Annotated in this window: 23 protein-coding genes; 15 read left to right on the top strand and 8 right to left on the bottom strand. The window is 71.5% G+C overall.

All coding sequences use genetic code 11. The annotated features are described in order from the left end of the window. The first annotated feature begins 47 nt into the window (after nt 1–47). The 3 genes from ACLBYG_RS02435 to ACLBYG_RS02425 all read left to right on the top strand — a co-directional run bounded on the left by ACLBYG_RS02435 (nt 48) and on the right by ACLBYG_RS02425 (nt 2726). Nucleotides 48–890, top strand: a complete 843-nt coding sequence (locus ACLBYG_RS02435; protein ID WP_447680488.1) for a glycosyltransferase family 2 protein — start codon at nt 48–50, stop codon at nt 888–890. A gap of 141 nt (nt 891–1031) precedes the next feature. Beyond that, a complete protein-coding gene (gene mdcB, locus ACLBYG_RS02430) occupies nt 1032–1895 on the top strand; it encodes a triphosphoribosyl-dephospho-CoA synthase MdcB (RefSeq protein WP_447680681.1) in 864 nt (287 codons plus the stop codon). Nucleotides 1896–1991: 96 nt separating this feature from the next. After that, nucleotides 1992–2726 (top strand): DUF3750 domain-containing protein, encoded by a 735-nt coding sequence (locus ACLBYG_RS02425; protein ID WP_020091715.1) that lies wholly within the window; start codon nt 1992–1994, stop codon nt 2724–2726. A gap of 52 nt (nt 2727–2778) precedes the next feature. Here ACLBYG_RS02425 and mqo read toward each other — a convergent pair whose 3' ends face one another. From mqo to ACLBYG_RS02405, 4 genes are all read right to left on the bottom strand, one after another. Then, nucleotides 2779–4509: a malate dehydrogenase (quinone) gene (mqo, locus tag ACLBYG_RS02420; protein ID WP_447680487.1), complete on the bottom strand. Its 1731-nt coding sequence runs from the start codon at nt 4507–4509 to the stop codon at nt 2779–2781. 436 nt (nt 4510–4945) lie between these two features. After that, the gene (locus ACLBYG_RS02415) at nt 4946–5614 is read right to left on the bottom strand and encodes a lipocalin-like domain-containing protein (RefSeq protein WP_447680486.1); all 669 of its coding nucleotides are present in this window, start codon (nt 5612–5614) and stop codon (nt 4946–4948) included. Between the two features lie 146 nt (nt 5615–5760). Beyond that, a complete protein-coding gene (locus tag ACLBYG_RS02410; RefSeq protein WP_447680485.1) occupies nt 5761–6885 on the bottom strand; it encodes a tlde1 domain-containing protein in 1125 nt (374 codons plus the stop codon). Nucleotides 6886–7114: 229 nt separating this feature from the next. After that, a complete protein-coding gene (locus ACLBYG_RS02405; RefSeq protein ID WP_447680484.1) occupies nt 7115–7909 on the bottom strand; it encodes a lytic murein transglycosylase in 795 nt (264 codons plus the stop codon). Between the two features lie 676 nt (nt 7910–8585). Between ACLBYG_RS02405 and ACLBYG_RS02400 the strand changes: the two genes are divergently transcribed. Further along, nucleotides 8586–9272, top strand: a complete 687-nt coding sequence (locus tag ACLBYG_RS02400) for a class I SAM-dependent methyltransferase (protein WP_447680483.1) — start codon at nt 8586–8588, stop codon at nt 9270–9272. 50 nt (nt 9273–9322) lie between these two features. Beyond that, the gene (locus tag ACLBYG_RS02395; protein WP_020091709.1) at nt 9323–9934 is read left to right on the top strand and encodes a membrane protein; all 612 of its coding nucleotides are present in this window, start codon (nt 9323–9325) and stop codon (nt 9932–9934) included. Nucleotides 9935–9974: 40 nt separating this feature from the next. Here the strand turns inward: ACLBYG_RS02395 and ACLBYG_RS02390 are convergent, their stop codons facing one another. Next, entirely contained in the window at nt 9975–11666 is a 1692-nt protein-coding gene (locus tag ACLBYG_RS02390) for an aminotransferase class III-fold pyridoxal phosphate-dependent enzyme (RefSeq protein WP_447680482.1), read from the bottom strand. A gap of 32 nt (nt 11667–11698) precedes the next feature. Between ACLBYG_RS02390 and asd the strand changes: the two genes are divergently transcribed. Beyond that, nucleotides 11699–12610 (top strand): archaetidylserine decarboxylase, encoded by a 912-nt coding sequence (gene asd, locus ACLBYG_RS02385; RefSeq protein ID WP_447680481.1) that lies wholly within the window; start codon nt 11699–11701, stop codon nt 12608–12610. A 10-nt stretch (nt 12611–12620) separates the two neighbouring features. Here asd and ACLBYG_RS02380 read toward each other — a convergent pair whose 3' ends face one another. The 3 genes from ACLBYG_RS02380 to ACLBYG_RS02370 form a co-directional block, all read right to left on the bottom strand. Then, on the bottom strand, nt 12621–14288 hold the full coding sequence (locus tag ACLBYG_RS02380) for a methyl-accepting chemotaxis protein (RefSeq protein ID WP_447680480.1): 1668 nt from the start codon (nt 14286–14288) through the stop codon (nt 12621–12623). A gap of 400 nt (nt 14289–14688) precedes the next feature. Then, a complete protein-coding gene (locus ACLBYG_RS02375) occupies nt 14689–14991 on the bottom strand; it encodes a hypothetical protein (protein ID WP_020091704.1) in 303 nt (100 codons plus the stop codon). 138 nt (nt 14992–15129) lie between these two features. Beyond that, a complete protein-coding gene (locus ACLBYG_RS02370) occupies nt 15130–15840 on the bottom strand; it encodes a GntR family transcriptional regulator (RefSeq protein ID WP_447680479.1) in 711 nt (236 codons plus the stop codon). Nucleotides 15841–15952: 112 nt separating this feature from the next. On the opposite strand from ACLBYG_RS02370, the gene ACLBYG_RS02365 reads away from it, so the two are divergent. The 9 genes from ACLBYG_RS02365 (at nt 15953) to ACLBYG_RS02325 (ending at nt 26162) form a co-directional block, all read left to right on the top strand. Further along, nucleotides 15953–17011 carry a zinc-dependent alcohol dehydrogenase gene (locus tag ACLBYG_RS02365; RefSeq protein ID WP_447680478.1) on the top strand — a complete coding sequence of 353 codons (1059 nt, stop codon included), beginning with the start codon at nt 15953–15955 and terminating at the stop codon, nt 17009–17011. Continuing rightward, on the top strand, nt 17008–18024 hold the full coding sequence (locus ACLBYG_RS02360; RefSeq protein WP_447680477.1) for an NAD(P)H-quinone oxidoreductase: 1017 nt from the start codon (nt 17008–17010) through the stop codon (nt 18022–18024). The genes ACLBYG_RS02365 and ACLBYG_RS02360 overlap by 4 nt, the downstream gene beginning before the upstream one ends. Continuing rightward, the gene (locus ACLBYG_RS02355; protein ID WP_091678715.1) at nt 18024–19751 is read left to right on the top strand and encodes an acetolactate synthase catalytic subunit; all 1728 of its coding nucleotides are present in this window, start codon (nt 18024–18026) and stop codon (nt 19749–19751) included. The genes ACLBYG_RS02360 and ACLBYG_RS02355 overlap by 1 nt, the downstream gene beginning before the upstream one ends. A gap of 67 nt (nt 19752–19818) precedes the next feature. Continuing rightward, entirely contained in the window at nt 19819–21039 is a 1221-nt protein-coding gene (locus ACLBYG_RS02350) for an ABC transporter substrate-binding protein (RefSeq protein WP_447680476.1), read from the top strand. 56 nt (nt 21040–21095) lie between these two features. Continuing rightward, on the top strand, nt 21096–21983 hold the full coding sequence (locus ACLBYG_RS02345) for a branched-chain amino acid ABC transporter permease (RefSeq protein WP_447680475.1): 888 nt from the start codon (nt 21096–21098) through the stop codon (nt 21981–21983). A gap of 11 nt (nt 21984–21994) precedes the next feature. After that, nucleotides 21995–23812, top strand: coding sequence for a branched-chain amino acid ABC transporter ATP-binding protein/permease (locus tag ACLBYG_RS02340; RefSeq protein ID WP_447680474.1), 1818 nt, complete (start codon nt 21995–21997; stop codon nt 23810–23812). Further along, nucleotides 23799–24503, top strand: coding sequence for an ABC transporter ATP-binding protein (locus ACLBYG_RS02335; protein ID WP_447680473.1), 705 nt, complete (start codon nt 23799–23801; stop codon nt 24501–24503). The genes ACLBYG_RS02340 and ACLBYG_RS02335 overlap by 14 nt, the downstream gene beginning before the upstream one ends. Nucleotide 24504: 1 nt before the next feature. Continuing rightward, nucleotides 24505–25311 carry a 3-oxoacyl-ACP reductase FabG gene (gene fabG, locus ACLBYG_RS02330; RefSeq protein ID WP_447680472.1) on the top strand — a complete coding sequence of 269 codons (807 nt, stop codon included), beginning with the start codon at nt 24505–24507 and terminating at the stop codon, nt 25309–25311. A 41-nt stretch (nt 25312–25352) separates the two neighbouring features. After that, complete coding sequence (locus tag ACLBYG_RS02325; RefSeq protein ID WP_091678722.1) at nt 25353–26162, top strand: shikimate dehydrogenase family protein; 810 nt, start codon at nt 25353–25355, stop codon at nt 26160–26162. Nucleotides 26163–26187: the final 25 nt, after the last annotated feature.

Below are 26187 nucleotides of genomic sequence, written 5' to 3'. Positions count from 1 at the left end.
GCGCTGTAGAAGCGCGGTGAAGGCCGCGTTGGCGGGAAGGAACACCGTTGCACAAGAGGCCGCTCGCCGCCGTCACGATGGCCTACAACGAAAAGACCATGCTTCCGCTCTGGCTGAAGCACTACGCGCGACAAGTCGGGGCTGAAAACTGTTATATCCTCGATCACGGTTCCGACGACGGCTCGACGACCGGACTGCGCGCGAACGTCGTCCGGTTGCCCCGGTTGCCCCTGAACGAGTGGGAGCGCGCCCACACGGTCAGGGATTTCTGCGCATCGCTGTTCATCGGCTTCAAATATGTTCTCTATGCGGATAGCGACGAGCTGATCCTGCCCGATCCAGACGTATCGCCTACTCTCTCCGATTACATCGCCGCGCGGACGCTGCCCCCCATCCTCGATCTGTTCGGGGCCGACGTCATGCACGTCGGGGGCGAGGCTCCTATCGACGTCGCGGCGCCGATCTCCGGCCAGCGGAGATACATCCGGCCGATATCGACCCTGTGCAAGGCGACCATCGTGTCGGAGCGGGTCGACTGGCATGTCGGCTTCCACTGCCTGATCCAGGATCACCGCCCCGATTTCCGCGACCTGTTCCTGTTCCACCTGGCGTATCTGGACCACGACATCCTCTTCAGGCGCCAGCAGAAGCGGAATGCGGCCGCGCCGATCGGCATCCCGAACTCCCACCACGCCATCGACGCGACGGAGTTCCTGGCCTTCGTGAAGGCCGATATCGGTCGCATCCCGCGCCGTCCCATTCAGATGCGTCCGGGTGAGGCCCATTTCGAGACCACGAAGCGGCTGTTCGCCGACGCGATCGAGCGCAAGAGCGCGATCCAGGCGCCCGACCTCTGGACGCTGCCCGAGCGCTTCGTCGGATCCTTCTAGGGCAGGACAGTCGAACCGGCTCGGAGAACGCCGCGTCTGTGCCGGCACGGCCATCCGGTATATCCCGGGCCGCCCGACGCCGCTTCGGCGACGCCGGCGAACCCTTGGGGAGCTTCGACCCTGCGCGACGATCAGAGCCTCATCGCGCCGGGCGCGGACCGGAGCAACGCCGCCGCGCCCTGGGCCGAACGCGTCGCGGATCTCGCGCACGCGGCGCTCATCGGCGAACTGGAGACCTGGCCCAAGCCCGGCCTCGTGAGCCCGGTCGATTCCGGCAGCCACGACGACATGGATGCGGAGACGCTCCGCCGCAGCGCGGCGGCGCTCCGGCCGTTCTTCGCGGAACTGGTCGCGGCGGGCGCCCGCGATGCGGGAATGGCGGAACTCCGGGCAATCGGTCTGGCCGCCGAGACCGCGATGATGCGGGCGACCGGCGGCGTCAACGCGCATCGGGGCGCCATCTTCTCGCTGGGGCTGATCTGTGCCGCCGCGGGAGCGCGGGGCGTGGGGCCCGGTGCGGAGCGCGCGAGCGCCGAAGGGCTGGCGGAGGCGGTCGGCCATCTCTGGGGGACTGCGATCACCCGGGCGCCGGTCTCGGCCGTCAGCCACGGCGGCCGCGCGGCGCGGCGCTTCGGCGTCGGTGGCGCCAGCGCCGAGGCCGCGGCGGGCTTTCCGACCATCCGCGCCGTCGCCCTGCCCGCGCTCCGCTTCGGCCGATCGTGCGCCCCCCACGATGCCGAGGCGGCCCGCGTGCACTGCTTCTTCGCCCTCCTGGCGGTCGTCGACGACACGAACCTCCTGCACCGCGGCGGTGCCGACGGCCTCGTCGGCGCGCGCGCGGCCGCAGCGACCTTTCTCGACGCCGGAGGCATCGCGGCCCCCGACTGGCGGGCGCGCGCGGCGGCGATCCACCGCGCCTTCATGGCCGCGCGCCTGAGCCCCGGCGGCTGCGCCGATCTCCTCGCCGCGACGCTGCTGCTGGACGCCCTCGCCTCCCAACCCTGACGCGCGCGCAGCCCCGGGGCGCGTCGGTCGCAGTTTCGCGGATGCGGGCTCTACCTACATACGGATTCTATCCAGCCCTCCCCCCCCGGACCGCCCGTGACCCTGTTCAGGATCGCCCTCCTCGCGCTCGCCGCGCTCTTCCTCGTGCCGGTGGCGATCTCCGCCCTGCTCTACGCGACGCGGGCGAGCGGCGACTGGCGTCTGGCGGATCGGTCCAGCGCCGGCCTGCTGCCGCGCGCGGACGCGCATCCCGGCGCCGTGCTGCGCATCTTCTCGGCGCGGACCGTGAGCTGGCGCGGCATCGTGGCCACGCACAGCTGGATCGTCGTCAAGGAGCGCGGCGCCCGCGCCTACAGCCGCTTCGACTACACGGCCTGGGGCCAGCCGATCTGGATCGACCGGTTCGTGCCGGACGGACGCTGGTTCGGGAACCCGCCGACGGTGGTGTTCGCGGCCGACGGCGCCGAGGCGGAGGCGATGCTGCCGCGGATCCGGCAGGCCGTGGCCGAGTACCGGTTCAGCCGGCCCGGCGACTACGTCGTTTGGCCCGGCCCGAACTCGAACACCTTCGTGGCCGCCGTCATGGCGGCGGTGCCGGAGATCCGCGAGAGCCTGCCCACCACCGCGATCGGCAAGGACTTCCCCTATGACGGGCGCTGGATCGGCCTGACGCCGTCGCGGACCGGGATCCGCATCAACCTCGGCGGCTATGCCGGGGTGACCCTCGGCTGGGTCGAGGGCCTGGAGCTGAACCTGCTCGGCGGCGTCGCCGGGATCGACCTGCGCCGGCCCGGTCTCAAGCTGCCGGCTCTGGGTCGGGTCGGGCTCTGAGCGCCGACGCGCTCCCGGGGCGCGCGGCCGTCGGCGCCCCGGGACGCGCCGCTCACGGCGCGAGGTCGTGGACCGGCTCCTTCACCGGCGTGGCGCTGCTGTTCAGCACGGTGCTGCCGGTCGAGACCGGCTTCAGCACGGCCCGGTCGATCTGCGGCGGCGTCGGGAGCTGGAGCTGCGCGCTCGTGTCGGTCCATTCGCGCGCGACACGGTCGGGATCGTCGTTGAGCTTCGTGCCGTAGCTCGGCACGATCTCCCGGATCTTCGCCTGCCATTCCGGCGTGGCGACCTTCTGGGCAAAGACCTTCTCCAGCACCTGCAGCATGATCGGCGCCGCCGTGGAGGCGCCGGGCGAGGCCCCGAGGAGCGCCGCGATGCTGCCGTCCCTGGCGTTGACGATCTCGGTGCCGAGCTTCAGGACGCCGCCCTTGTTCGGGTCGCGCTTGATGATCTGCACACGCTGCCCCGCCTGCCAGAGGCGCCACTCCTCCTTCCTGGCCTTCGGGAAGTATTCGCGCAGCGCCGCGATCCGGTCGTCGTCCGACAGCATCAGCTGTCCCGCCAGGTACTCGACCAGCGGGAACTCGTCGACGCCGACCTTCATCATCGGCCAGATGTTGCTGGTGGTCGTGGAGCTGAGGAGGTCGAAGTACGAGCCCTCCTTCAGGAACTTGGTCGAGAAGGTCGCGAACGGCCCGAACAGGATCACGCGCTTGCCGTTGATCACGCGGGTGTCGAGATGCGGCACCGACATCGGCGGGGAGCCCACGGACGCCTTGCCGTACGCCTTGGCGAGATGGAGCGTGGCGACGTCGGGATTGTCGTTGATCAGGAACGAGCCGCCCACCGGGAAACCGGCATACTCGTCGCCCTCAGGGATGCCGGATTTCTGCAGGAGGTGCAGGGCACCGCCGCCCGCGCCGATGAACACGAACTTGGCGTCGGTCGTCCGGCGCGTCCCGTCCTTCAGGTTCTTGGCGGTTACCCGCCACGAGCCGTCGCCGTTCTTGGTGATGCTCTCGACCTCGGTCGAGAGCCGGAGGTTGAAGCTCGGCTGCTTCTTCAGGTGGGCGACGTACTGGCGGGTCACCTCGCCCCACTCGCAGTCGGTCCCGAGCGGCGACCAAGTCGCGGCGACCTTCTGCTTCGGGTCGCGGCCCTCCATCATCAGCGGCACCCACTTGCGGAGCTGCTCGGGATCCTCCGAGTACTCCATGCCGGCGAAGAGCGGGCTCGCCTTCAGGGCCTCCCAGCGCTTCTTCAGGTAGGCGATGTTGTCGTCGCCCCAGACGAAGCTCATGTGGGGCGTGTAGTTGATGAAGGCGCGCGGGTCCGTCATCACGCCGGTCCTGACCTGATGCGCCAGGAACTGCCGGGTCACCTGGAACGCCTCGTTGATCTCCACCGCCTTGGCGATCTCGATCTGCCCGTTCTTCTTCTCGGGCGTGTAGTTCAGCTCCGCCAGGGCCGAGTGTCCGGTGCCGGCGTTGTTCCAGCCGTTCGAGCTCTCGAGGGCGACCTGATCCAGCCGTTCGACCATCTGGATCGACCAGTTCGGCTCCAGCGCGTTCAGCCAGACGCCCAGCGTCGCGCTCATGATCCCGCCGCCGATCAGCAGCACGTCGACCTTGCTGTCCGCGCCCTCGGCCAGGGCCAGCGCGCCCGGCAGGGCCGCCAGCGCCAGGCCGGTGGCGGCCGTGCCGAGGAGCCGCCGCCGGCTCAGGGGCAGCACGTCCGCGGCCCGGCGGTCGCGCCGGTGTTGGGTCTCGTCGTCGCCACGCATGGGCAGATCCCGCTTTTGCGTACCGCACGGCCCGATCGGCCGCCGCGCGTACGGAAGACACTCGATGCGACGGGCGCGAATCCCGCCCGTCCGGCCTTCCGGATCGTTTCCCCATTCCCGTCGCGGCACGCTCGCGGTTTCGCGCGACCCGGCACGACGGTCCTGCCCTGGCCCGCATCGCGTCCGTCGCCCCCGAGCCGCACGGATCGTCGGACGACGGGGCGCGCTCGCGCGACGCAGAGGCCTTCCCTCCGCCTAGGCGCGCGATCTCGCCCGAGAACGGATCTCCGGTTCAAGACCTCGCTCGCGCGGTGGCGCGATTGCCGGGTGGGCGGGAAGTTGCTGGCTGGCTTGGCTCAGCAGATTGGTGGTGGCCTCATAGAGGACGGGGCCTGAAAGGACAATTACTGCCAGGGTTGCAATCGCCGCCATCCTGTCAGTCCGTCGCGACGACCGGCGCGCATGGCGGCGACCCGCCGATAGACTGGCCGCGATCGGTCGCCCGATCGGTCGCCCGGTCCGTCGCTCGACGCGACGGCGTGGCGAAGGCGCGCCGCTGCGGGATGTGCTTGAACCGGATGATGCTGCGCGACAGGCGGCCGTCATCCCAATTGGGCATCACGCGCCAGGGAGTCGTGACGTCGGCGCAGTCGCCGTCGATATGGATGGTGCGGCGCTGCTCGGTGCCGACCCATTCGGGCGCCCACGCGGTCTGCACGCTGGTGACCCACTGGTCACCCTCGATCCGGTAGCGGCCGATATAGGCGACGAGGGTCTTTATCAGCGCGGCCCGCTCGGCGTCGGTGGTCGCCGGCGTGCGGGCGCTGCCCTCGAGGTTGAAGGCGACCCAGCCGTCCTTGGTGAAGATGACGCGACCGCGCGGCGCGCCGCCCATGGCGTCGACGAGCGTGCCGGTCTCCTTGTCCTCGACCTTGTAGGAGACGAGTTCCCAGGTGCCGACGATCCGGTCCGCCAAGCGCGCCCCGACCACCGCCGCGCCGACGCGGTCCGGCGCGGAGGCGCTCCAGGCCAAGTCGGCCGCCAGGAGACCGGAAAGCGCCAGGAGGGTACGGACGGCCGCGGCCGCCGATCGTTGTGCGGGCATGGTCTGGACCGGGGACTCGCGTGTCGCGGCGCCGGAATGCGCCGCCGCCGCGTTCTGCGGGCCGGCACGGCGCGTTCCAAGCGCCGCGCGAGCAGTGCTGGTAGACCGTCTGCGCGCTTGCGGCCGTTGCCGCGGGCGAGCCGTCGTCAGCCGCCGTTGCGGGCCATGCGGGTCGTGACCGTGCCGGCGGCGAGGCTCGGCAGCGGGTCCTGCGTGCCGCTGACGACCACCAGCCGCTGAACCTCGCCGCGCAGGAAGGCCTGGAGGAACCGGTCGTAGTCGCGGAACGACACGCAGCCGTTCGAGTCGCCGCGCGGGCCCAGCATATAGGTGTGCGCCAGCAGGCCGACACGGCCGTAAACCGCCTCGTTGCCGCCGACCGGCGTGAGGCGGATCGCCCGCACGCCGTGGAAGGGCCGTTCGCGCTCGGTGAGATCGTAGGTGCCGGGCGGAGTCGGGCCGCGCATCCGGACGTTGACGAAGCGCGGCTCGTCCATCCCCTCGCCCAGGCCGGAATGCGCCTCCAGGCGCTCGCCGTTCGGAAGGGTCACGGTCCGGGCGGCGATGTTGTAGACCGCGATGCCGGCCGAGGGGCCCGGATCCCGGGCCGGGGCCAGCGGCGGCGAGACGCGCTGCTGCGGCGGCGCGACGTCGGCCGGCTTGCTCTCGAGCGCCGTGTAGGCCAGCGCCGGTCCGCGCTCGATGCCGAACAGCTTCTCGATGAACGAGCGCTCTTCGGGTTGGGGGATAGGCTGAGCCGCCGGCGGCACCTCGCGGCGCGCCATGCGCCGGTCGGACCGCCGGGCGAGTGCGGTGCCCGCGGGCCCGCGGAACTCGGGCGGACGGGGGATCGGCAGCGGGACCACCATCGCGCTGAGCGGTGTCTCGGCGACCTGCGCTCCGGGCTGCGCGTCGGCGCCGGCATCGGCGCCTTCGGGGACGGGTTCGGGCGTCAGCGAGGGTGGGGCGATCTGATTCCAGGCCCATCGTGACTGCGAATTGCCGAGGGCGTCGCGACCGGGCTCGGGCGATTCGGCGGCCTCCGGCTTGGCGGCGGCGGTCTCGGCCCTGTCCTCCGCGGACGGTGCGGGCACTGGCGCTTCCGTCCGGGCGTTCTCGATGCCGGTTACCGGGACGGGGGCGCGATGCAGGACGCTGCCCCCGAGGGCGGCGAGCGTCACCGCGCCGGTGAGCACCGTCAGGGGCGCGAGCCACGTGCTGCGCGCGTTCCGGGTCTTGAGGCCGTCCAGCGGCACGGATTCGACAGCCATCGCGGTTGCCCATGCTCCTCGTCGCGAGGCGGGGCTTGCCGGCTGCCGCCCTCCGCACAGGCTGCGGATCCGCGGCGGGCGGACCGGCCCCGCTCAGCGTGAGACAGCGGGGTCGGGCCGGCTTTTCTGGGGCGATGCGATGGTCGATCTTGGCTCGATCGGGACCATTTTCGGGCGCGCCGCCGCAGTCCTCGCAGTACGTCTCGGTCTATTCGAGGCCGAGATACTGCTAATTGTTGTCGATCTGGCGCCCGAGAATGGCGATCGCCTTCTCGTAGACCGGCGCCGCGTTCCAGCCCTGGATCGCCGCGAAGTTCGGCTCGCCGGGCTGGTAGCCGGCGCCGGCCCGCCAGCCATGCGCCTTGAGGAAATTGGCCGTGGACGACAGGGCGGCGCCGACGTTGTTGAGGTCGCCGGTGCCGTAGGCCAGCACGTTCTTCGGCAGGAACTGGGTGTGCCCGACCTCGCCGTGCGCCGCGCCGCGGGTATTCGGTGTCAGGAGCCCGCGATCGACCAGGGTCAGCGCAGCGTAGAGCTGGTCCGTGAAGTATTCGGAACGCCGGCAATCGTAGGCGAGCGTCGCCACCGCGGAGAGCGTGTTGACGTTGCCGCGCACCGCGCCGAAGCCGGTCTCCATGCCCCAGATCGCCAGGAGCGGGCCCGGCGGAACGCCGTAGCGCTGCTCGATCGAGTCGAAGAGGGCCGCGTTCTGCTGCTTCAGCGCGCGGCCCCGCTTGACGATGGTCGGGCCGCCGCGCTTGGCGAGAAACTGCTCCAGCGACAGCTTGAAGCTGTGCTGCCCCCGGTCCGCCGAGATGGTGGCGGTCGAGTAGGTTGTGTTCTGCAGCGCCGCGAGGCTGGCCGCGCTGGCCCGGCCGCGCGACTCCTCGGCGAATTGCCGCTTCCACGCATCGAAGCCGGCCGCGGTGTTGCCGCACTGCGCGGCCTGCGCCTGCCCGGCGCTGAGAGCGATCCCGGCGATGGCCGCGACCGCGATGGTCTGACGCCGCAAATTCTCGATCACGCGAAACACTCCTTCGGCGCGTCGTCGCGCCCTGTCCTGCTGGGGATACCGGGTCACATCTCGTCGATATCAGGGCGAGAAGATGTCGAAGGCGCGACCTGCAGGCTTCCCGCCCTCAAATCATCGCGCATCTCGGGATCTGCGACGAGGCCGCAACGGCAGGGTGTTCGGAGCATCGTGAACACCGCGTGTGCGAGAAGCCGACGCGCGGCCGACGCGCGGCCGAGGCGTTCGTCACCGGGCAAGATCAGGTAGCTCGAAGGGTCGCATATCACCCCTCGTGCATAGATGTGGCGCGTGGCACATCAGTATTTTGCCAGCAAATGGAATGGCCGTTGGCGTGTTTGACGGATATGTCACAAGCTTGTCAAACGAACGACATAGCCTTGCCGGCGGAAAGACTTCTGCGGAGAGGCGGCGTGGGGTCGTTGATGATCCGGGCGGCGTGGCATGATCGAGATCCCGCCTCCCTCGCCCATTGTGACCGCCCCCTGCCTTGTCGCGACGCCGCTCGGCGCTCTCGGGGCGGACAAGCGCGAGCCCTTGGCCGGATCTTGGTCTGACCGACGGACGCGCGGTGACGCGAACTGAGCTGGTGAACGCCTGCCTCAGACCTGCAGCCGACGGTCGAGGCGAGCCGTCGGGCCGACCTAGCCGACAACGAGACAGGACGCCCATGGCCCTCGGAATGCACGACACCGGTTCCTCGCGCGCGGGCACGCTCGGGCCCGATCTCGACCGCGACGGCGTCGCCAAGGCCTACGGCCGCTGGGCCCCGGTCTACGATCTGGTCTTCGGGCCCGTCTTCGCGCAGGGCCGTACCCTGGCGGCGGCGGCCGCCGAACGGATCGGCGGCCGCATCCTGGAAGTCGGCGTCGGCACCGGCCTGTCGCTGCCGGCCTACAGGCACGCCCGCAGCATCGTCGGAATCGATATCTCGGCCCCCATGCTCGAGAAGGCGCGTCAGCGCGTGGCGCGGCTGCGTCTGCGCAACGTGGAGCGCCTCGCCGTCATGGACGCCGAGCAGCTCGACTTCCCGGACGCCGCCTTCGACGTGGTGGTGGCGCAGTACGTCGTCACGGCTGTCCCCAATCCCGAGGCGGCGCTGGACGAGTTCGCCCGGGTGCTGCGCCCCGGCGGCGAGATCGTGATCACCACGCGGATCGGCGCCGAGGCCGGCCTGCGGCGCGCGGTGGAGCGCACCCTCGCTCCGGTGACGAGCCGCCTCGGATGGCGGACCGAGTTCGCCTGGGAGCGCTACGCGGCCTGGGCCGCCGGCGCGCCGGTGGAGATCGTCGAGCGCCGGGCGCTCCCGCCGCTCGGCCACTTCTCCCTGCTGCGCCTGCGCAAGCGCGACGCCTGAACGCGCATCAGCTTCGACCAACCCACCACCATCGATCGGGGACCCACATCATGGCGAGTTTTCGGGAGGCACTGCGCGTCCAGCGCTGGGACGACCACCGCTATTATCACCACAACCGCGTCAATCAGAGCTTGCACGTGGTGAGCGCGATCAGCTTCCTGGTCGCCTACGCCCTGGCGTTCAGGGATCCGGCCACGGCGGCCCTGATCGGCTGGCTGGTGGCGATGACCTCGCGGCAGGCCGGCCACCTGTTCTTCGAGCCGAAGGGCTACGACCACGTCAACGACGCGACCCACGAGCACAAGGAGGAGATCAAGGTCGGCTACAACCTGCAGCGGAAGGTCGTGCTCCTGGCGATCTGGGCCCTGTCGCCCCTGCCGCTCTACTTCGACCCGAGCCTGTTCGGCCTGATCGCGCCGCACCAGAGCACCGCGGACCTGATCCGCAACGTCGGCTGGATCTGGCTGTGGCTGGCGCTCGCCGGCCTGCTGTTCCGGATGGTGCAGCTCTTCGTCCAGCGCGACGTCCAGACCGGCCTCGTCTGGGTGACCAAGATCCTCACCGACCCGTTCCACGACATCAAGCTCTACCACAAGGCGCCGCTGGCCCTGCTGCACGGCGAGCTGGTCGAGGAGCGGGAGCCGCACGAGCGCGGCGCCTGAGCATAGGTCGCGCGCCGGGCCCGTCGCCCGGCGCGCCGGATCAGCCCTGATCCGGGGCCCGCAGGCCCAGGCGGGCCCCGAGGCCGCCCAGGCGGATGGCCGCGACCTCCCGCAGGATCGACCGGCGGATCGCCCTGTCGCTCGGCGCGCCGCCGTCCCACCAGCCGTCCGCCCGCATGGCCCGCGCCGCCGCCTCGAAGCGCGTCGCCACGGCCTCGAAGGCCGCGTCGTCGTACGCGAGGCTGAAGATCATCCGGCCGGTCCCGACCCACGACAGGGCTAGCCCCTCGGCGCGCAGGTAGAATTGCAGCATCCAGTTGTAGCGCGACGGCTCGGTATACAGGACCGTCCACACTGTCGACATGTTGGCGACCCGCACCGGCAGGCCGGCCTCCGCCAGCCGGGCGTTCAGGTGACGCGCGCGCGCGTCCCAGGTCGCGTCGAGGTCGGCGTAGAGTGCGGCCACCGCCGGGCTGTCGAGCCGGTCGAGGAACACGCCCATCGCGCCCATCACGTAGGGATGGGCGTTGAAGGTGCCCCGCGCGAAGCAGATGTCGACGGGCCGGTCCTCCCTGTACCGGCGCATCAGGTCGGCGCGCCCGCAGAGGACGCCGACCGGCAGGCCGCCCCCCAGGGTCTTGCCGTAGGTGACCATGTCGGCGCGCAGGCCGAAATACGCCTGCGCGCCGCCGCGGGCGAGCCGGAAGCCGAGGAAGACCTCGTCGAGGATCAGCACGATGCCGCGGGCGCTGCACACCGCCCGGAGGTCGTGGAGCCACTTGGTGTAGGCGGCGCGGTCGAAGGACGCCCTGCGGCCGCTGTCGACCAGCGCGGAATCGGCCGGCGCGCCGGCATTCGGGTGCATCGCCTGGAGCGGGTTGACCAGGACGCAGGCGACGTCGCGGCGGCCGGCGAGCACCCGCAGCGTCCGTTCGGACATGTCGGCCAGGGTGAGCGTGTCGCGGGTCGGGACGGGGTTGCCGATGCCCGGCTGCACCTCGCCCCACCAGCCGTGATAGGCGCCGCACAGGCGGACGATCCGGCGGCGGCCGGTGTGGTAGCGGGCGAGCCGCACGGCCTGCATCACCGCCTCGGTCCCGGACATGTGGAACGAGACCTCGTCGAGGCCCGAGATCGCCTTCAGCCGCGCGACGTTGCCGGTGACGACCGGGTGGAGCGGCCCGAGCACGGGACCGAGGGCCGAGACCCGCGCCGCGCCCTCCTCCAGGCAGGCCCGATAGAAATCGACGCCGAACAGGTTCACGCCGTAGGAGCCGGCGAGGTCGTAGAAGACGTTGCCGTCGAGGTCCGTGACGGTGACGCCGGCGGCGGCGGCCGCGAAGGCGCCGGTGCCGAGATGGGCGCGCACGTGCCGGGCGTACTGGAACGGCACCCGGTAGAGCCCGGTGAACTGGAGATCCGAGAGCCCGTCGCGGACCGCCTCGGTCTCGGCGCGTGTCCGGGCGAAGCGCGCCCGGAACAGGTCGGAGAGCCGCGCGAAGCCGGCCTCGCGCCGGCGCGCCACCGCCTCGTCCGGATCGTCCGACCGGAAGAAGGCGCGCTCCGAGTAGGCGTAGTGCGGGATCTGCCCGGCGACGCGCCGGGCCATGCGGGCGTGGCCGGTGAGCGAGCGATGCTTCGCCCGGGAGAGCTGCAGGCGCTCGGCCGCCCGTGGCAGGGCGAGCACCGCGGCGACGGTGGTGGCGGACAGGGTGACGAGGAGCGCGGACATCGCCCCGCGCCCTACCGGAGGCGGTTCACGGCATGATGACGGTTTCCGGATCCCGGCTGCGGACGGTCCTGGCGCGTGTCGGCGCGCAGGAGGATCTCAACTTCCTGCTGACGAACCGGCTGCCGCGCCGTCTCGCCACCCGCTTCATGGGCTGGTTCAGCCGGATCGAGCAGCCGCTGATCCGCGACCTCTCGATATTGACCTGGCGGCTGTTCTGCGACGTCGACCTCCGCGACGCGCGGGAGACGCGCTTCCCCAGCCTCCACGCCGCCTTCGTGCGCGCCCTGCGTCCCGGTGCCCGGCCGATCGCGCCCGATCCGGCCCTGCTGACGAGCCCCAGCGACGCGATCCTGGGAGCCCACGGTCGCGTCGAGGCCGGCCGCCTGCTCCAGATCAAGGGCCTGTCCTACCCGCTCGCCGACCTGCTCGGCGGGGACGTCGCGCTGGCGCGCGCCCACGAGGGCGGCAGCTACGCCACCCTGCGCCTGACGGCCGGGATGTACCATCGATTCCACGCGCCGCACGACCTGCGGGTCGAGTCGGTGCGGCATATCTGGGGCGACACCTGGAACGTGAACCCGATCGCCCTGAAACGCGTCGAGGCGCTGTTCTGCCGGAACGAGCGCGCCGTCCTGCGCCTGCGCCTCGCGGAGGGCGGCCACGCGGTGACGCTGGTGCCGGTGGCGGCCATCCTCGTTGCCGGGCTGCGGCTCGGCTTCCTGCCCGAGGGTCTCGCCCTGCGCGAGACGGGCGGACGGACCCTGCCCACCGCGGCGCGCCTCGCGAAGGGCGCCGAGATGGGCTGGTTCGAGCACGGCTCCACCATCGTGGTGCTGACGCCTCCGGGCTTCACGCTCTGCCCCGGGCTCTCCGTCGGATCGATCCTGCGGGTCGGCGAGCCCCTGATGCGGCTGCCACCGCTCCCTGGATCGCCCGGCCGCTGAGCGTGTCGCCTCAGGCGGCCCGCACCGCCGCCAGGTACTCCGCGACCGCCGCGTTCAGGGTCTCCGACTGTCGCGACAGGGCGGTGGCCGCGTCCAAGGCCGCGGCCGCGGTCCGGCCGGTCTCGCCCGCGGCCTGCGTGATGCGCCCGATCGTGACCGTGACCGCCTGGGTGCCGTCGGCGGCCTGGCTGACGTTCCGCACGATCTCCTGCGTCACCGCCTCCTGCTCCTCCATCGCGGCCGCGACGCCCGTGGCGATGGTCCGAAGGTCCAGGACAGCGGCGGTGATCGCCTGGATGACGTCGACCGCGCGGTGGGTCTCCTTCTGAATGGTCGCGACCTGCTCGGAGATCGTCTCGGTCGCCCGGACGGTCTGCGCCGCCAGCGCCTTGACCTCGGTGGCGACGACGGCGAAGCCGCGTCCCGCCTCCCCGGCGCGGGCCGCCTCGATGGTGGCATTCAGCGCGAGCAGGTTCGTCTGCGCGGCGATCCCGGCGATCAGGCTGACCACGGTCCCGATCCGCTCGGCGCCGTCGGCGAGGCTCATAACGAGGGTGTTCGTCTCCGACGCCTCAGTGGCCGCGCGCCGGGCCATGTCCGAGGAGCGCGTGATCTGGCCGTTGATGGACCCGATCGACGTGGCCAGTTCCTCGCCGGCCGCCGCGACGGTCTGAACGTTGACCGCTGTCTGCTCGGCCGCCGAGGACACCTGGAGCAGCTGCGTCGCGGTCTCGCCGGCGCTCCGGTCCATCGTCGCGGCGGCGGCTTCCATGGACGAGGCGCTGGCGGACAGCGCCTCGGTCAGGCGATCCATCCGGGCACGGAACGCCGCGGTGGCGCTGTCCAACGTCTCGGCGCGGCGCGCCTTCGCTTCCGCCTCGTTGGCGGCGGCGGCATCCGTCGCGCGCTTCGCGACGAGCGCGTCCTTGAAGACCTGGATAGCCTTGAGCATCGCGCCGATCTCGTCGCCGCGGTCCGCACCGTCGATCCGCACGTCGAGGTCGCCCGCGGCGAGACGGGTCATCGTCGCCGTGGTCCGCGCGATCGGGCGGGTGACTTGGACGAGGATCACGCGGATGCCGTACCCGACCGCGAGCGCGGCCCCGGCGAGTGTCGCGAAGAGCAGGATTCGCAGGCGCCGCGCCATCGCGTCCGCGCGTTCGAACTCGGCGCGGGCCTCGCGGACCTGCAGGTCGGACAACTCGCCGATGGCCGCCGTCGTCGGACCCATCGCGCGGAGCAGATCGATCCGGGTCGCGGTCACAGCGTTGAGGTCCCCCTTCGTCAAGGCGCGGACGAGGTCGGTGACGATCGCCACGTCCCGATCGAATCGCGTCGTCAGGCTCGCGACGAGCTGTGCCTCCTCGGGCGTGAGGTACGTGGTCAGGTACGCGGACCAGGCTTCCTTCGCCCGTGCCAGCTGGCGATCGAGGATCGTCACGGCTTCGGACGCCTGAATCGCGTGGAACTCGAAATCCCGCGTCGCGGTCAGTATGGCATCGAAGGCATCGCGCATCGCGCCGAACTGGCTGAGCGGCATGACCCTGTCGGCGTAGATCGATTCGAGGCCCCGGAAATTTCTGTAGAGCGCGTAATTGCTGAGCGCTGCTGATCCCACGAGGAGTGTACCCAGCACCGCGAGAAGCGCGAAAAGCCTACCTTTGATCGTGTGAATCATCGATGGCGACCGTATCGTAGTCGGAGTCTCGAGCGACGATGGCGGTCTAACACTCTGCATGAGCGTTTCAAGAATTTTCGTGTACTTCGAGGCGGCAATACCGTGGAGATTTCACGCCGTTGGATCTGGTTTTTTGAGGAGAACGACAGTTTTATTGAGATAATAACTTGTTCATTGGTCCGATCGTGCGAGCAATGCCAATTCTGTTGCTCGGATGGACGTTGAAACGCGGGCGTTCAGCTGATGCGTCCAGTTCGATGCCGGCGGCTCCGTGAACGCCGCGCAGCACCACAGCTACGACTCGAGCACAGCGCCGTCAGTTCTGCGGAACGGTGTCCTGCTGTAGCCCGGCGTACAGACCTTCGGGTGGCGGGCCGCGTTCGACGACGAAGCCTGCCGCTCAGCGCTGCACGGCCTCGATATCATCCTCGTAGATCGAGTCCGGCTGGCAGGCGTGCCATTCCTTCTTCTCGTCCGCCTGCCCCTTGCGGCCCCAGCAATAGCCCGCCTGCGCCAGGCGTCCGCTCAGCCGATCGCGCAGCCGACACTGCTCACGCGTGATGGCGGGATCGCCGGTGCTCTCGCAGGCGCGTGCGGCGTTCGCCTCGGCCGTCAGCAATTCCGGGACGGTCGGAAGCTGCTGCTGGGCGCGCGCGCCCGTGGCGGCGAAGACCAGAGCGAGGACGGCGAGATCGGCGCGCATGGGCGCACGATAATCGAGCTCCGGCGTTCCGCAACCGCGGGCCAATCGACGCCGGCGCCTTTGGGGCCGTGGCCGCCGAGGTCGGCTCGTTGCTTCGGCCATCGATCGATCGCTCGTGGACTCTCCGCGAGCCGGTCATCACCCTGTGGCGGCCGCGCGGACATGCGCGAACAGGCCGCTCCCGCCGCGCTCGATGTCCTCGCGCACGGCATCCCGGGCCGCCTCCGGGTCACCGCGGCGCAGGGCGTCGATGATGCGGCGATGGGGGTGCGGCTCCCAGTCGGGGACGCCGTCATCGTAGAGGTGCGACAGGATCGGGCCGCAGCGCACCCACAGCAACTCCACGATCTCGTACAGGATCGGCATCTGTCCGAGCCTGCACAGCGTCAGGTGAAACTCGGTGTTGAGGTTCACCGCCCGCGCGAAGTCGCGGCTCGCGTGACAGTGCGAGATCTGCGCGTGGATCGCCTCGAGGTCGTCGACCTCGGCCGCGCGGCTGGCTGCCCCAGCGGCGGCGGCACGCCCCTCGAGATCGGTGCGGATCGCCCGGATCTCCAGGAGCTGATCCAGGGTCAGGCGGGGCACGACGACGCTGCCGCGCGCGTCGAGGGCGAGGGCCTTCTCGGCGACGAGCCTGAGAAGGGCCTCGCGCATGGGGGTCGCGCTGATGCCGAACCGGGCCGACATCGGCCGGAGCCGCAGGCGCGTGTCGGGTCGCAACTGCCCGCGCATCAGCGCGATGCGCAGCTCGCGGTAGGCCCGCTCGCTCAGGCTCTCCTTGACGATCGGACGGACCCAGTCCGGCACGATATCGCCTGTTTCCGGTTCGGACGCCGAAGCGCTTGACATATTCCTCCCCTTCGTCCGATGTTTGTTATAACAAATTACGCCTAGCGTCGACGGCACGTGCCGCGAGGCAGGCCGCCGGGCCGGCAGGCTCGGCGGGAGACAGGGGACGGAAATGCTTGCGTTGCGCAAGGCGACCGCCGCCTTCGGGGCGGACCTCGTCCACGTCGATGCGCCCGCTGCCCCGGGCGTGGGACGCGTCACCGTCGCGGTCGCCGCGGCCGGCATCTGCGGCAGCGACGTCCACGCCTTCGAGTGGACCCCGGGCTACGGGTTCATGACCGCGTTCATGCCGGTCACTCTCGGTCACGAGTTCTCCGGGACGGTCCGGGCGGTGGGGGACGGCGTGACCGCGCTCGCGGTCGGCGACCGGGTCACCTGCTGGCCGACGGTGCCGTGCGGCGGCTGCGCGGCCTGCGCCGCCGCGCGGCCGCAGGATTGCCGGGGCCGCCGCATCGTCGGCCTGCACGCCGACGGGGCCTTCGCCGATCAGGTCGTCGTCCCGGCCGACAATTGCCGCCGCCTGCCGGACGGGTTGCCGCTGACCGTCGCGGCCCTGGCCGAGCCGCTGGCGGTCGCGGTCAACGCGGTGGACGTCGCGGAGGTCGGTCCCGGCGACCGCGTGGCGGTGCTCGGGCCGGGCCCGATCGGCCTCTGCATCGCCTTCGTGGCACAGCAGCGGGGCGCGGACGTGCTGCTCGCCGGGCTCGACGACGCCGCGCGCCTCGACCTCGCCCGGCGGATCGGCATCCGCCACACGGTCGATCTCGCCGGCATCGGCCTGGACGACGCCGTCCGGCGCGTCTTCGACGGGGAGGCCGACCGGGTGGTCGAGGCGACCGGTTCCGCCCGGTCGGTCAGTGACGGGTTGGCCGTCCTGCGCTCGGGCGGCGTGATGGTGGTGGCCGGCATCCATTCCGGCTCCCTCGACCTCGACCTGACGGGTTTCGTGCGCAGCAAGAAGCAGCTGCGCGCGGCCCACGACACGACGGCGCGCGCCTTCGACGCAGCGCTCGCGCTCCTCGCGGCGCATGCCGGGACGCTGGCGGCGCTGATCACCCACCGCCGCCCCCTCGCGGAAGCCGGGGCGGCGTTCGAGCTGGCGCGCAGCCGGCAGGCCATGAAGGTGCTGCTTCTCCCGGAAGCGTCGGCGAGCCGGGAAACGGAGCGATGAGCATGGGCATGCGAGCCGTGATCGCCGACGGACAGGGCGGTCCCGAGGTCCTCCGGATCGTCGAGCGTCCGCGCCCGGAGCCGGGCCAGGGCCAGGTGCTCGTGCGCGTCGAGGCCGCGGGCATCAACCGTCCGGACGTGATGCAGCGCGAGGGCCGCTACCCGCCGCCCCCCGGCGCCTCGGACGTGTTCGGGCTCGAACTCGCCGGGATCGTCGAGGCGCTCGGGCCCGGCGCGGGCCGCTTCCGGACCGGGGACCGAGTGATGGCGCTGGTCCATAGCGGCGCCTACGCCGAGTGGGCCGTCGTCGACGAGGCGGTCGCTCTGCCCGTGCCGGAGGGCCTCCCGGCGGTCGAGGCGGGGGCGATCCCCGAGACCTACTTCACCGTCTGGAGCAACGTGTTCGAGCGCGCCCGGCTGCAGGCGGGCGAGAGCCTCCTGATCCACGGCGGCTCCTCGGGTATCGGCACCACGGCGATCCTGCTGGCGAAGGCCCGGGGCGCCCGGGTGATCGTCACCGCGGGCTCGCCCGAGAAATGCGCGGCCTGCCTGACGCTCGGCGCGGACGCGGCCATCGATTATCGGCGGGAGGATTTCGTCGCCGCGGCCAGGGCCGCCACCGGCGGGAGCGGGCCCGACGTGATCCTCGACATGGTCGGCGGCCCCTACATCGCCCGCAACCTCGATGCCGTGGCGGTCGACGGGCGCATCGCGCAGATCGCGTTCCAGCAGGGCTCGCGGGTGGCGGAGATCGACTTCCAGCCGCTGCTGATGAAGCGGGTGACGCTCACGGGCTCGACGCTGCGCGCCCGGCCGGTGGCCCTGAAGGCGCGCCTCGCCGAGGCCCTCGCCGAGCACGTCCTGCCGCTGCTCGCGGCGGGGCGCGCGCGGCCGCCGATCGATTCCGTGTTCCCGTTCGAGCGGGTCGCGGAGGCCCATGCCCGCATGGATGCGGGCCAGCATATCGGGAAGATCGTCCTGTCGATGGGCGACGCCGCGCAGGGGAGCCGCTGATGTCCGAGATGTCCGAGCGCGCCAACATGACCGGTGCCCACGCCCTCGCGGCCGCGCTCCACCGGCACGGCGTCCGCGACGTGTTCGGCCAGAGCATCCCCTCGGCACTGTTCCTGGCCGCGCCGCACCACGGCATCCGCCAGATCGGCTACCGCACCGAGAACGCGGGCGCCGCCATGGCCGACGCCTACGCGCGGATCTCCGGCCGGGTCGCGGTCGTCGCGGCCCAGAACGGGCCCGCCGCGACCCTGCTGGTGCCGGGCCTCGCGGAAGCCCTGAAGGCCTCGATCCCGGTCGTGGCGATCGTCCAGGACGTCCACCGCCGCTTCACCGACCGGAACGCCTTCCAGGAACTGGACCACCTCGCCCTGTTCGCGGGCGTCGCCAAGTGGGTCCGCCGGGTCGCGGTCGCCGAGCGCATCGACGACTACGTCGACATGGCCTTCGCGGCCGCGGCCTCCGGGCGGCCCGGGCCGGCTGTGCTGCTGGTGCCCCTGGACCTCCTCGACGAGCGGCCGGACTTCGAGGCCGCCGCGCCGCGCCGGTCGGCGAGCCTGGGCACCTACCCCCTCGACCGCACGGTCGCCGACCCGGCCCGGATCGCCGAGGCCGCGGACCTGATCGCCGGCGCGCGGCGTCCCCTCGTGATCGCGGGCGGCGGCGTCCATTCCTCCGGGGCCTACCCGGAACTCGCCGCCCTGCAGGGTCTCGGACTGCCGGTCGCCACCACGGTGATGGGCAAGGGGGCCGTCGCCGAGACCGACCCGCTCTCCGTCGGCGTCGTCGGGTACTTCATGGCGCCGCGGGCGCGCTCGTCCCACTTGCGCAGCCTCGTCACGGAGGCCGACGTCGTCCTCCTCGTCGGAAACCGCACCAACCAGAACGGCACCGACAGCTGGTCGCTCTACCCGGCGGACGCCCGCTTCATCCATCTCGACGTCGACGGGGGCGAGGTCGGCCGCAACTACGAGGCCCTGCGCCTCGTCGGCGACGCCAAGCTGACCCTCGCCGCCCTCGCCGAGGCGCTCCGGCAGCGCGACCTCGCGGGATTGGAGGGCCGCCGCGCGCCGCTCGCCGACACGATCGCCCGCGCCCGCGAGGCCCAGGCCGGCGACATGGCCCGCCTCGTCGACATGGAGGCCGCGCCGATCCGCCCGGAGCGGATCATGGCGGAGATCGACGCGGTCACGACCGCCGAGACCGTCGTCGTCGCCGACGCGAGCTACGCCTCGATCTGGATCGCCAACTTCCTGACGGCGCGGAAGGCCGGCCAGCGCTTCCTGACGCCGCGCGGCATCGCGGGCCTCGGCTGGGGCCTGCCCTTCGCCCTCGGCGCCAAGGCCGCCCGCCCGGACGCGCCCGTGATCTGCGTGACCGGCGACGGCGGCTTCGGCCACGTCTGGTCGGAGCTGGAGACGGCGCGGCGGATGCGGCTGCCGGTCATCGTCGTCGTCCTGAACAACCAGATCCTCGGTTACCAGAAGCACGCGGAGCTGAGCCTGTTCGGCGACTTCACCGACGTCTGCGACTTCGAGGCGGTCGACCACGCCGCCATCGCGCGGGCCTGCGGCTGTGCCGGGACGCGGGTCGAGCGCCCCGAGGATCTCGCACCGGCGCTGCGCGACGCGCTCGCCGGCGGCGCCGTGACGGTGATCGACGTGATCACCGACCAGCGCGCCTACCCGCCGATCACCAGCTTCGAGGGCAAGGACGCCCTCGCCTACTGACGCCGACGATTGACCCGACCGGAAGGCGCGCGAAGCGCCGGGTCGACGACTGACACGGGAGGAAACGATGAGAGTTCTGGCGCGTGCACTCGCCGCCGCCCTCGTGCTGGGCGCCGCGGCCCAGGCGGCGGGACCGACGACGGCCCGAGCCGCCGACGTGAAGTTCGGCGCACTCTTCCCGTTCAGCGGGCAGCTCGCCCTGCTCGGCGAGGAGAGCGCCCGGGGCGTCGAGATCGCCGTCGACGAGATCAACGCCGCTGGCGGCGTCCAGGGGCAGAAGGTGGTGCTCGCCCGCGGCGACGCCGTCGACAACAACCAGGCGATCGGCGAGGCGCGCCGCCTCATCTCCCTGGAGAAGGTGGCGGCGATCTTCGGCTCCTACTCGTCCGCCCGCTCCATCGCCGCGAGCCAGGTGGCCGAGCTGTCCGGCATCCCGTATTTCGAGCTCGGCGCGGTGGCCGAGGAGGTCACCGGGCGCGGGCTGCAATACCTCTACCGCACCAACCCGACGGCCGAGGACATGGCTAAGCTCGCGGTGGAGATGATCGTCAACAAGGTCGCCGCCGGGCTCGGCAAGAAGCCCGAGGACCTGAAGATCGGCATCATCTACGAGGATTCGAGCTACGGCACCTCGGTGGCGGGCTTCCAGAAGAAGTTCGCCGCCCAGGCCAAGCTCAACGTGGTGACCGCGCAGGGCTACCCCGCCTCGACGGTCGACATGTCCTCCCTCGTCCTCGACCTGAAGGGGCGCAACATCGACGTCCTGCTCCAGACGTCCTACCAGAACGATTCCGTGCTGTTCCTGCAGCAGGCCAACGAGGCGGGCTTCAAGCCGGGCGCCATCATCGGCGGCGGCGGCGGCTACTCGATGCAGCCCACCGCCGACGCGGTCGGCCACAAGGTCATCGAGGGCGTGCTCGACACGGATTTTACACAGTACCTCGTCAACACGAAGTACACGCCCGGTATCGAGAACTTCGTCGCGGCCTACCAGAAGAAGTACGGGAGCGCCCCGCGCTCCGGGCACTCCCTGAACAACTACGTCGGCGCCAAGCTCATTCTCGAGGCCATCGGCAAGGCGAAGGGCTTCGAGCCCGACACCATCGTCAAGGCCGTCCAGGCCATCGACGTGAAGGACGGCGTCACAGCGGTCGGCTACGGGTTCAAGTTCGGCAAGAACAACCAGAACGAGCGCGCCGCGATGATGGGCATGCAGTGGCAGGGCGGCAAGCTCGTCACGGTCTATCCCGACAGCGCCGCCGTCGCGCCCATGGAGATGCGCAAGTAACCGCAGGTCTCCGAAGGTAACAGCGCCGCCGTCACGCAGGTCCACGGAGATCGGGGATGGACGTCTTCCTCCAAGTGCTCGCCAACGGGGTGATGCTCGGCGGCCTGTTCGCGATCGTCAGCGTCGGGCTGACCCTGATCTTCGGCATCGTGAAGGTCGTGAACTTCGCCCACGGCGAGTTCCTGATGGTCGGGATGTACCTGACCTATCTCGCGGTGACCGGGCTCGGGCTGCACCCCTTCGCGGCGGTGATCCTCGTCGTGCCGGTCCTGTTCCTGCTAGGCGCCCTCACCCAGCGGTTCCTGATCCAGCCCCTGCTCGCCGCGGGCGACCATCACATCCAGATCTTCGCCACGGTGGGCCTGTCGACGGTGCTGATCAACCTCGCCCTCCTCGTCTTCGGGGCCGACATCGCCAACACGCCGCCATCGGGCCTGCGCCAGCCGCTGGAGATCGGCCCGGTGCGGGTGCTGCTCGGGCAGGTGGTGATCCTCGGCTCCGCGATCGTGCTGGTGGCGGGGCTCCAGATGTTCCTGGCGCGCACCCGCACGGGCCGGGCGATCCGCGCGGTCGCCCAGAACCGCGCGGCGGCCGAGCTGATGGGCATCGACGTCGACCGGATCTACGCCCTGACCTTCGGCAGCGGTGCGGCCTGCGTCGGGGTGGCGGCGGTGCTGATCGCGCCGCTCTACCCGACCTCGCCCAACAGCGGCACCTACTTCGTGCTGATCGCCTTCGTGGTCGTCGTGCTCGGCGGCCTCGGCTCCATCCGCGGCGCCTTCGTCGGGGCGATCCTGATCGGCCTGATCGACAGCGTCACGGGCTTCTACGTCGGCGCCGACATGCGCGAGGTCGCGGTCTTCGGCGTGTTCCTGGCGATCCTGATCCTGAAGCCCTCGGGCCTCTTCGGGCGGCAGCTCCGGCTGTCCCACGTCTCGCCGTGAGGGAGCCCGCGATGACCGATATCCCGCTCGCCGCAGCACCGTCCGCGGCCCCGACAGCCGCACCGTCCGCCTTCCCGCGCCGTGGCGCGGCGGCGCTGGCGCTCGTCCTCGCGGCCCTGGTGGCGGTGCCGGTCGCGGTCGGCAACCCGTTCATCTACCACGTCTTCATCACGATCTGCGTCTTCGCCGCGCTCTCGACCGCCTGGAACATCGTCGGCGGCTACGCCGGCCAGCTCTCCCTCGGCCACGGCATCTTCTACGGCCTCGGCGCCTATTGCGGGATGCTGCTCGTCGGCGCCGGGATCAGCCCGTGGATCGGCATGGTGGCCGGCGCCGCCCTCGCCGTGCTGGTGGCGCTGGCGATCAGCTACCCGTGCTTCCGGCTGCACGGGCCGTTCTTCTCGCTGGCGACCATCGCCTTCCTCGAAGTCTTCCGCGTCCTGGCGCTGCATTTCCGGGACCTGACCGGCGGCGCCACCGGTCTGATGATCCCGCTGAAGTTCGGCTGGACGTGGATGGTGTTCCGGGACCGCTGGCCGCCGCTGGCCATCGCCTTCGGGCTCCTCCTGCTGACCCTGGCGGTCGCGTGGTGGATGCGCAGCCACCGGATCGGCTTCTACCTCGTCGCCACCCGCGAGCGGGAATCGGCCGCGCGCGCCGCGGGCGTGCGCACGGTGCGGGTGCGGCTCGTCGCCGTGGCGGTGTCGGGGGCGCTCACCGCGATGGTCGGCACCTTCCACGCCATGTACCTGACCTTCATCGAGCCGGCGGCGATGTTCTCGCTGACCCTGTCGATCCAGATCGCGATGTTCGCGCTGATCGGCGGACTCGGCACGGTGTTCGGGCCGCTCCTCGGCGCGCTGCTCCTCGTGCCGATCACCGAGCTGGCCCGCGGCTGGCTCGGCGCCAAGGCCCTGGGGCTCCACGGCCTGGTCTACGGCCTCGTTCTGGTCCTCGTCGTCCTGTTCCTGCCCAACGGGCTGATGGGCCTCGTGTCCCGCTTCGCGCGGGCCCGCGCGGGCGGCCGCGGCGCGCAGGCGGCGTCGGTTCCGGCCGTTCCGCGGGTCCCGGAGCGGCCGCCGGTCGGCGCGGACCTGATCCGGGTCGAGGGCCTGCAGAAGCGCTTCGGCGGCCTGCACGTCACCAACGATGTCGGCTTCACGCTCCGGGAGGGCGAGATCCTCGGCCTGATCGGCCCCAACGGGGCCGGCAAGACCACCGTCTTCAACATGATCTCGGGCTTCCTCAAGCCCGATGCCGGCACGGTGAGCGTCCGCGCGCCGGACGGGACGTGGCACCGGCCGGGCCGGCCGTCGGATTTCGCGACGCTCGGCGTCGGCCGCACCTTCCAGATCGTGCAGCCCTTCGCGGCCATGACGGTCGAGGAGAACATCATGGTCGGCGCGTTCCACCGCCACGGCGACGTCCGCGAGGCCCGGGCGGTCGCGCGCGAGACCGCCGAGCGGATGGGGCTCGCGCCCTGGCTCGGGAGCGAGGCGCGCGGCCTCACCATCGGGGGCCTCAAGCGGCTCGAGGTCGCCCGCGTGATGGCGATGCGCCCGCGCGTGCTGCTGCTCGACGAGGTCATGGCCGGCATCAACCAGACCGACGTGCGCCGCGCCATCGACCTGATGCTGTCGATCCGCGACACCGGCGTCAGCATCATCGCGATCGAGCACGTCATGCAGGCGGTGATGGCGCTTTCCGACCGGGTGATCGTCCTGAGTTCCGGGCAGATCATCGCCCAGGGCAGCCCGCAGGACGTGGTACGCGACCCCGCCGTGATCGAGGCGTATCTCGGCAAGGAGTTCGCCCATGCTCACGCTTGAGCGCGTGGATGCCGGTTACGGCGCGACCAGCATCCTGCACGCCGTCTCGCTCGAGGTGCGCGCCGGCGAGGTGGTGACGATCGTCGGCGCGAACGGGGCCGGCAAGACGACGACGCTGCGGACCATCTCGGGCCTGGTGAAGCCCACCCGCGGCCGGATCCTGTTCGAGGACGAGGACGTCACCCGGCTCTCGGGCCACGAGATGGTGGCGCGCGGCGTCACCCTGATCCCGGAGGGGCGCCAGCTCTTCCCCGAGATGACGGTGCGGGAGAACCTGCTGATGGGCGCCTACCGCCGCGCGGCGCGCGAGCGCCAGTCGGAGACGCTCGCGGACGTGCTCGACCTGTTCCCGCGGGTGCGCGAGCGCCTCGACCAGAACGCCGGCTCCCTCTCGGGCGGCGAGCAGCAGATGGTGGCCATCGCCCGCGGGATGATGGCCCGTCCCAAGCTCCTGATGTTCGACGAGCCCTCGCTGGGCCTCGCGCCGATCGTGGTGGCGCAGGTCTTCGCGGTGGTCGACCGGATCGTGAAGACCGGCGCCACCGTCCTGATCGTCGAGCAGAACGTGTTCCACACGCTGCAGGTAGCCGACCGGGGCTACGTTCTGGAGAACGGCGAGATCGTCCTCGCCGACGCGTCCGCGGCCCTTCTCGACAACGACCACGTCCGACGCGCCTATCTGGGGATCTGAGATGACCGAGCGGCAGACGAACGCCGAGGCGATCGCGCGGCGCCCGAGCCACGCCGGACGGCGCGTCCTCGTCACCGGGGCCGGCCGCGGGATCGGCCGGGCGATCGCGGAGGGGTTCAGCGCGCGGGGCGCCCTGGTGGGCGTGGCCGACGTGAACCCGGACGACGTCGCGGCGACCGTCGCGGCGATCGAGGGCGGAGGCGGTCGCGCCCTGCCGCTGCGGCTCGACGTCGCCGACTACGCGGCGGTCGAGGCGGCCCTGTCGGAGGCCGCCGCCGCGATGGGCGGCGCGTTCGACACGGTGGTCAACAACGCCGGCATCTCGCCCAAGCACGACGGGGCGGCCCACCGGGTCTGGGAGATGGACCCGGCGGAGTGGAGCCGCGTCGTCGCGGTCAACCTGACGGGGGCGTTCAACACCGTCCGCGCGCTGGCGCCCGCGATGTGCGCGGCCGGGCGGGGCTGGATCGTCAACATGTCGTCGGTGGCCGGCAAGACCCACTCGCCGATCGTCGCCTGCCACTACGCGGCCTCGAAGGCCGGGCTGATCGGGCTCACCAAGCACCTCGCGGCCGAGCTCGGTCCGTTCGGCATCCGCGTCAACGCGATCGCGCCGGGGCGGATCGAGACCCCGATGGTCCGGGCGGTGGGCCGCGCCGTCAACGACGAGCAGGTGCGCCTGACCCCGATGGGCCGGCTCGGCGCCCCCGAGGAAGTCGCCGATCTCGCCCTCTACCTCACCTCCGCCGAGGCCAGCTTCATCACCGGCCAGACCGTCGACGTCGCCGGCGGCCTCTACATGACGTGAGCCGGGACCGGTCGGGACAGGCGATGGACGGGAGGACGGCCATGAGCAGCGCGGTCACCGCGACCGGGATCACCGGGCGGACCCGGGTCTACGGGATCCTGGCGGACCCGATCTACCACGTGAAGGCGCCCGAGGTGATGGGGGCGCTCTTCGCCCGCCACGGCGTGGACGGCGTCCTCGTCCCGCTGCACGTGGCGGCGGACGGCCTCGCCGCCGTGATGGACGGGCTGCGGCACCTGCGCAATTTCGGCGGCTTCATCGCCACGGTCCCGCACAAGACCGCGATGACCGGCCTGTGCGACGCCCTCACCCGGGAGGCCGAGCAGATCGGGGCGGTCAACTGCGTCCGGCGGGAGGCGGACGGGCGCATGGTCGGCACGATGCTCGACGGGATCGGCTTCGTCGAGGCGCTGCGCGCCTCGGGCCTGGAGCCGCGCGGCCGGAGCGCGGCGCTGGCGGGGGCCGGCGGCGCGGCGAGCGCCATCGCCTTCGCGCTCGCCGAGGCCGGTGTCGCCCGCCTGACGATCCTGAACCGCACCGCCGACCGCGCCCAAGCGCTGGCGGAGCGCCTGCGCGCCGCCTATCCCGGGCTGGCGGTCGCGGCCGAAGGCGTCCAGGCGGAGCACGATCTCCTCGTCAACGGCACGTCGCTCGGGATGCGCCCGCAGGACGCCGCCCCCTTCGACCTGGGCGCCCTCCACGCCGGCCAGTTCGTCGCCGAGGCGATCATGGATCCCGAGACCACGCCGCTGCTCGCCGCCGCGCTGACGGCGGGCTGCCGCGTCCAGAAGGGCCTGCCGATGCTGGAGTGTCAGATCGCCCTGATGGCCCGCCACATGGGCGCCCTCTGAGGCGGGAACCGGGGACTGAGCTTGG

The sequence above is a fragment of the Methylobacterium sp. D53M genome, from assembly GCF_053345625.1.
Note: the sequence above shows the minus strand (reverse complement) of the source record. Positions and strands in the feature narration are given on the sequence as shown.

Coding starts and splice junctions, on each gene's coding strand:
- mqo (WP_447680487.1), bottom strand. CDS start 4,509: ATGCGTGGCGACGACGAGACCCAACACCGGCGCGACCGCCGGGCCGCG.
- ACLBYG_RS02415 (WP_447680486.1), bottom strand. CDS start 5,614: ATGCCCGCACAACGATCGGCGGCCGCGGCCGTCCGTACCCTCCTGGCG.
- ACLBYG_RS02410 (WP_447680485.1), bottom strand. CDS start 6,885: ATGGCTGTCGAATCCGTGCCGCTGGACGGCCTCAAGACCCGGAACGCG.
- ACLBYG_RS02400 (WP_447680483.1), top strand. CDS start 8,586: ATGGCCCTCGGAATGCACGACACCGGTTCCTCGCGCGCGGGCACGCTC.
- ACLBYG_RS02395 (WP_020091709.1), top strand. CDS start 9,323: ATGGCGAGTTTTCGGGAGGCACTGCGCGTCCAGCGCTGGGACGACCAC.
- ACLBYG_RS02390 (WP_447680482.1), bottom strand. CDS start 11,666: ATGTCCGCGCTCCTCGTCACCCTGTCCGCCACCACCGTCGCCGCGGTG.
- asd (WP_447680481.1), top strand. CDS start 11,699: ATGATGACGGTTTCCGGATCCCGGCTGCGGACGGTCCTGGCGCGTGTC.
- ACLBYG_RS02380 (WP_447680480.1), bottom strand. CDS start 14,288: ATGATTCACACGATCAAAGGTAGGCTTTTCGCGCTTCTCGCGGTGCTG.
- ACLBYG_RS02375 (WP_020091704.1), bottom strand. CDS start 14,991: ATGCGCGCCGATCTCGCCGTCCTCGCTCTGGTCTTCGCCGCCACGGGC.
- ACLBYG_RS02370 (WP_447680479.1), bottom strand. CDS start 15,840: ATGTCAAGCGCTTCGGCGTCCGAACCGGAAACAGGCGATATCGTGCCG.
- ACLBYG_RS02365 (WP_447680478.1), top strand. CDS start 15,953: ATGCTTGCGTTGCGCAAGGCGACCGCCGCCTTCGGGGCGGACCTCGTC.
- ACLBYG_RS02360 (WP_447680477.1), top strand. CDS start 17,008: ATGAGCATGGGCATGCGAGCCGTGATCGCCGACGGACAGGGCGGTCCC.
- ACLBYG_RS02355 (WP_091678715.1), top strand. CDS start 18,024: ATGTCCGAGATGTCCGAGCGCGCCAACATGACCGGTGCCCACGCCCTC.
- ACLBYG_RS02350 (WP_447680476.1), top strand. CDS start 19,819: ATGAGAGTTCTGGCGCGTGCACTCGCCGCCGCCCTCGTGCTGGGCGCC.
- ACLBYG_RS02345 (WP_447680475.1), top strand. CDS start 21,096: ATGGACGTCTTCCTCCAAGTGCTCGCCAACGGGGTGATGCTCGGCGGC.
- ACLBYG_RS02340 (WP_447680474.1), top strand. CDS start 21,995: ATGACCGATATCCCGCTCGCCGCAGCACCGTCCGCGGCCCCGACAGCC.
- ACLBYG_RS02335 (WP_447680473.1), top strand. CDS start 23,799: ATGCTCACGCTTGAGCGCGTGGATGCCGGTTACGGCGCGACCAGCATC.
- fabG (WP_447680472.1), top strand. CDS start 24,505: ATGACCGAGCGGCAGACGAACGCCGAGGCGATCGCGCGGCGCCCGAGC.
- ACLBYG_RS02325 (WP_091678722.1), top strand. CDS start 25,353: ATGAGCAGCGCGGTCACCGCGACCGGGATCACCGGGCGGACCCGGGTC.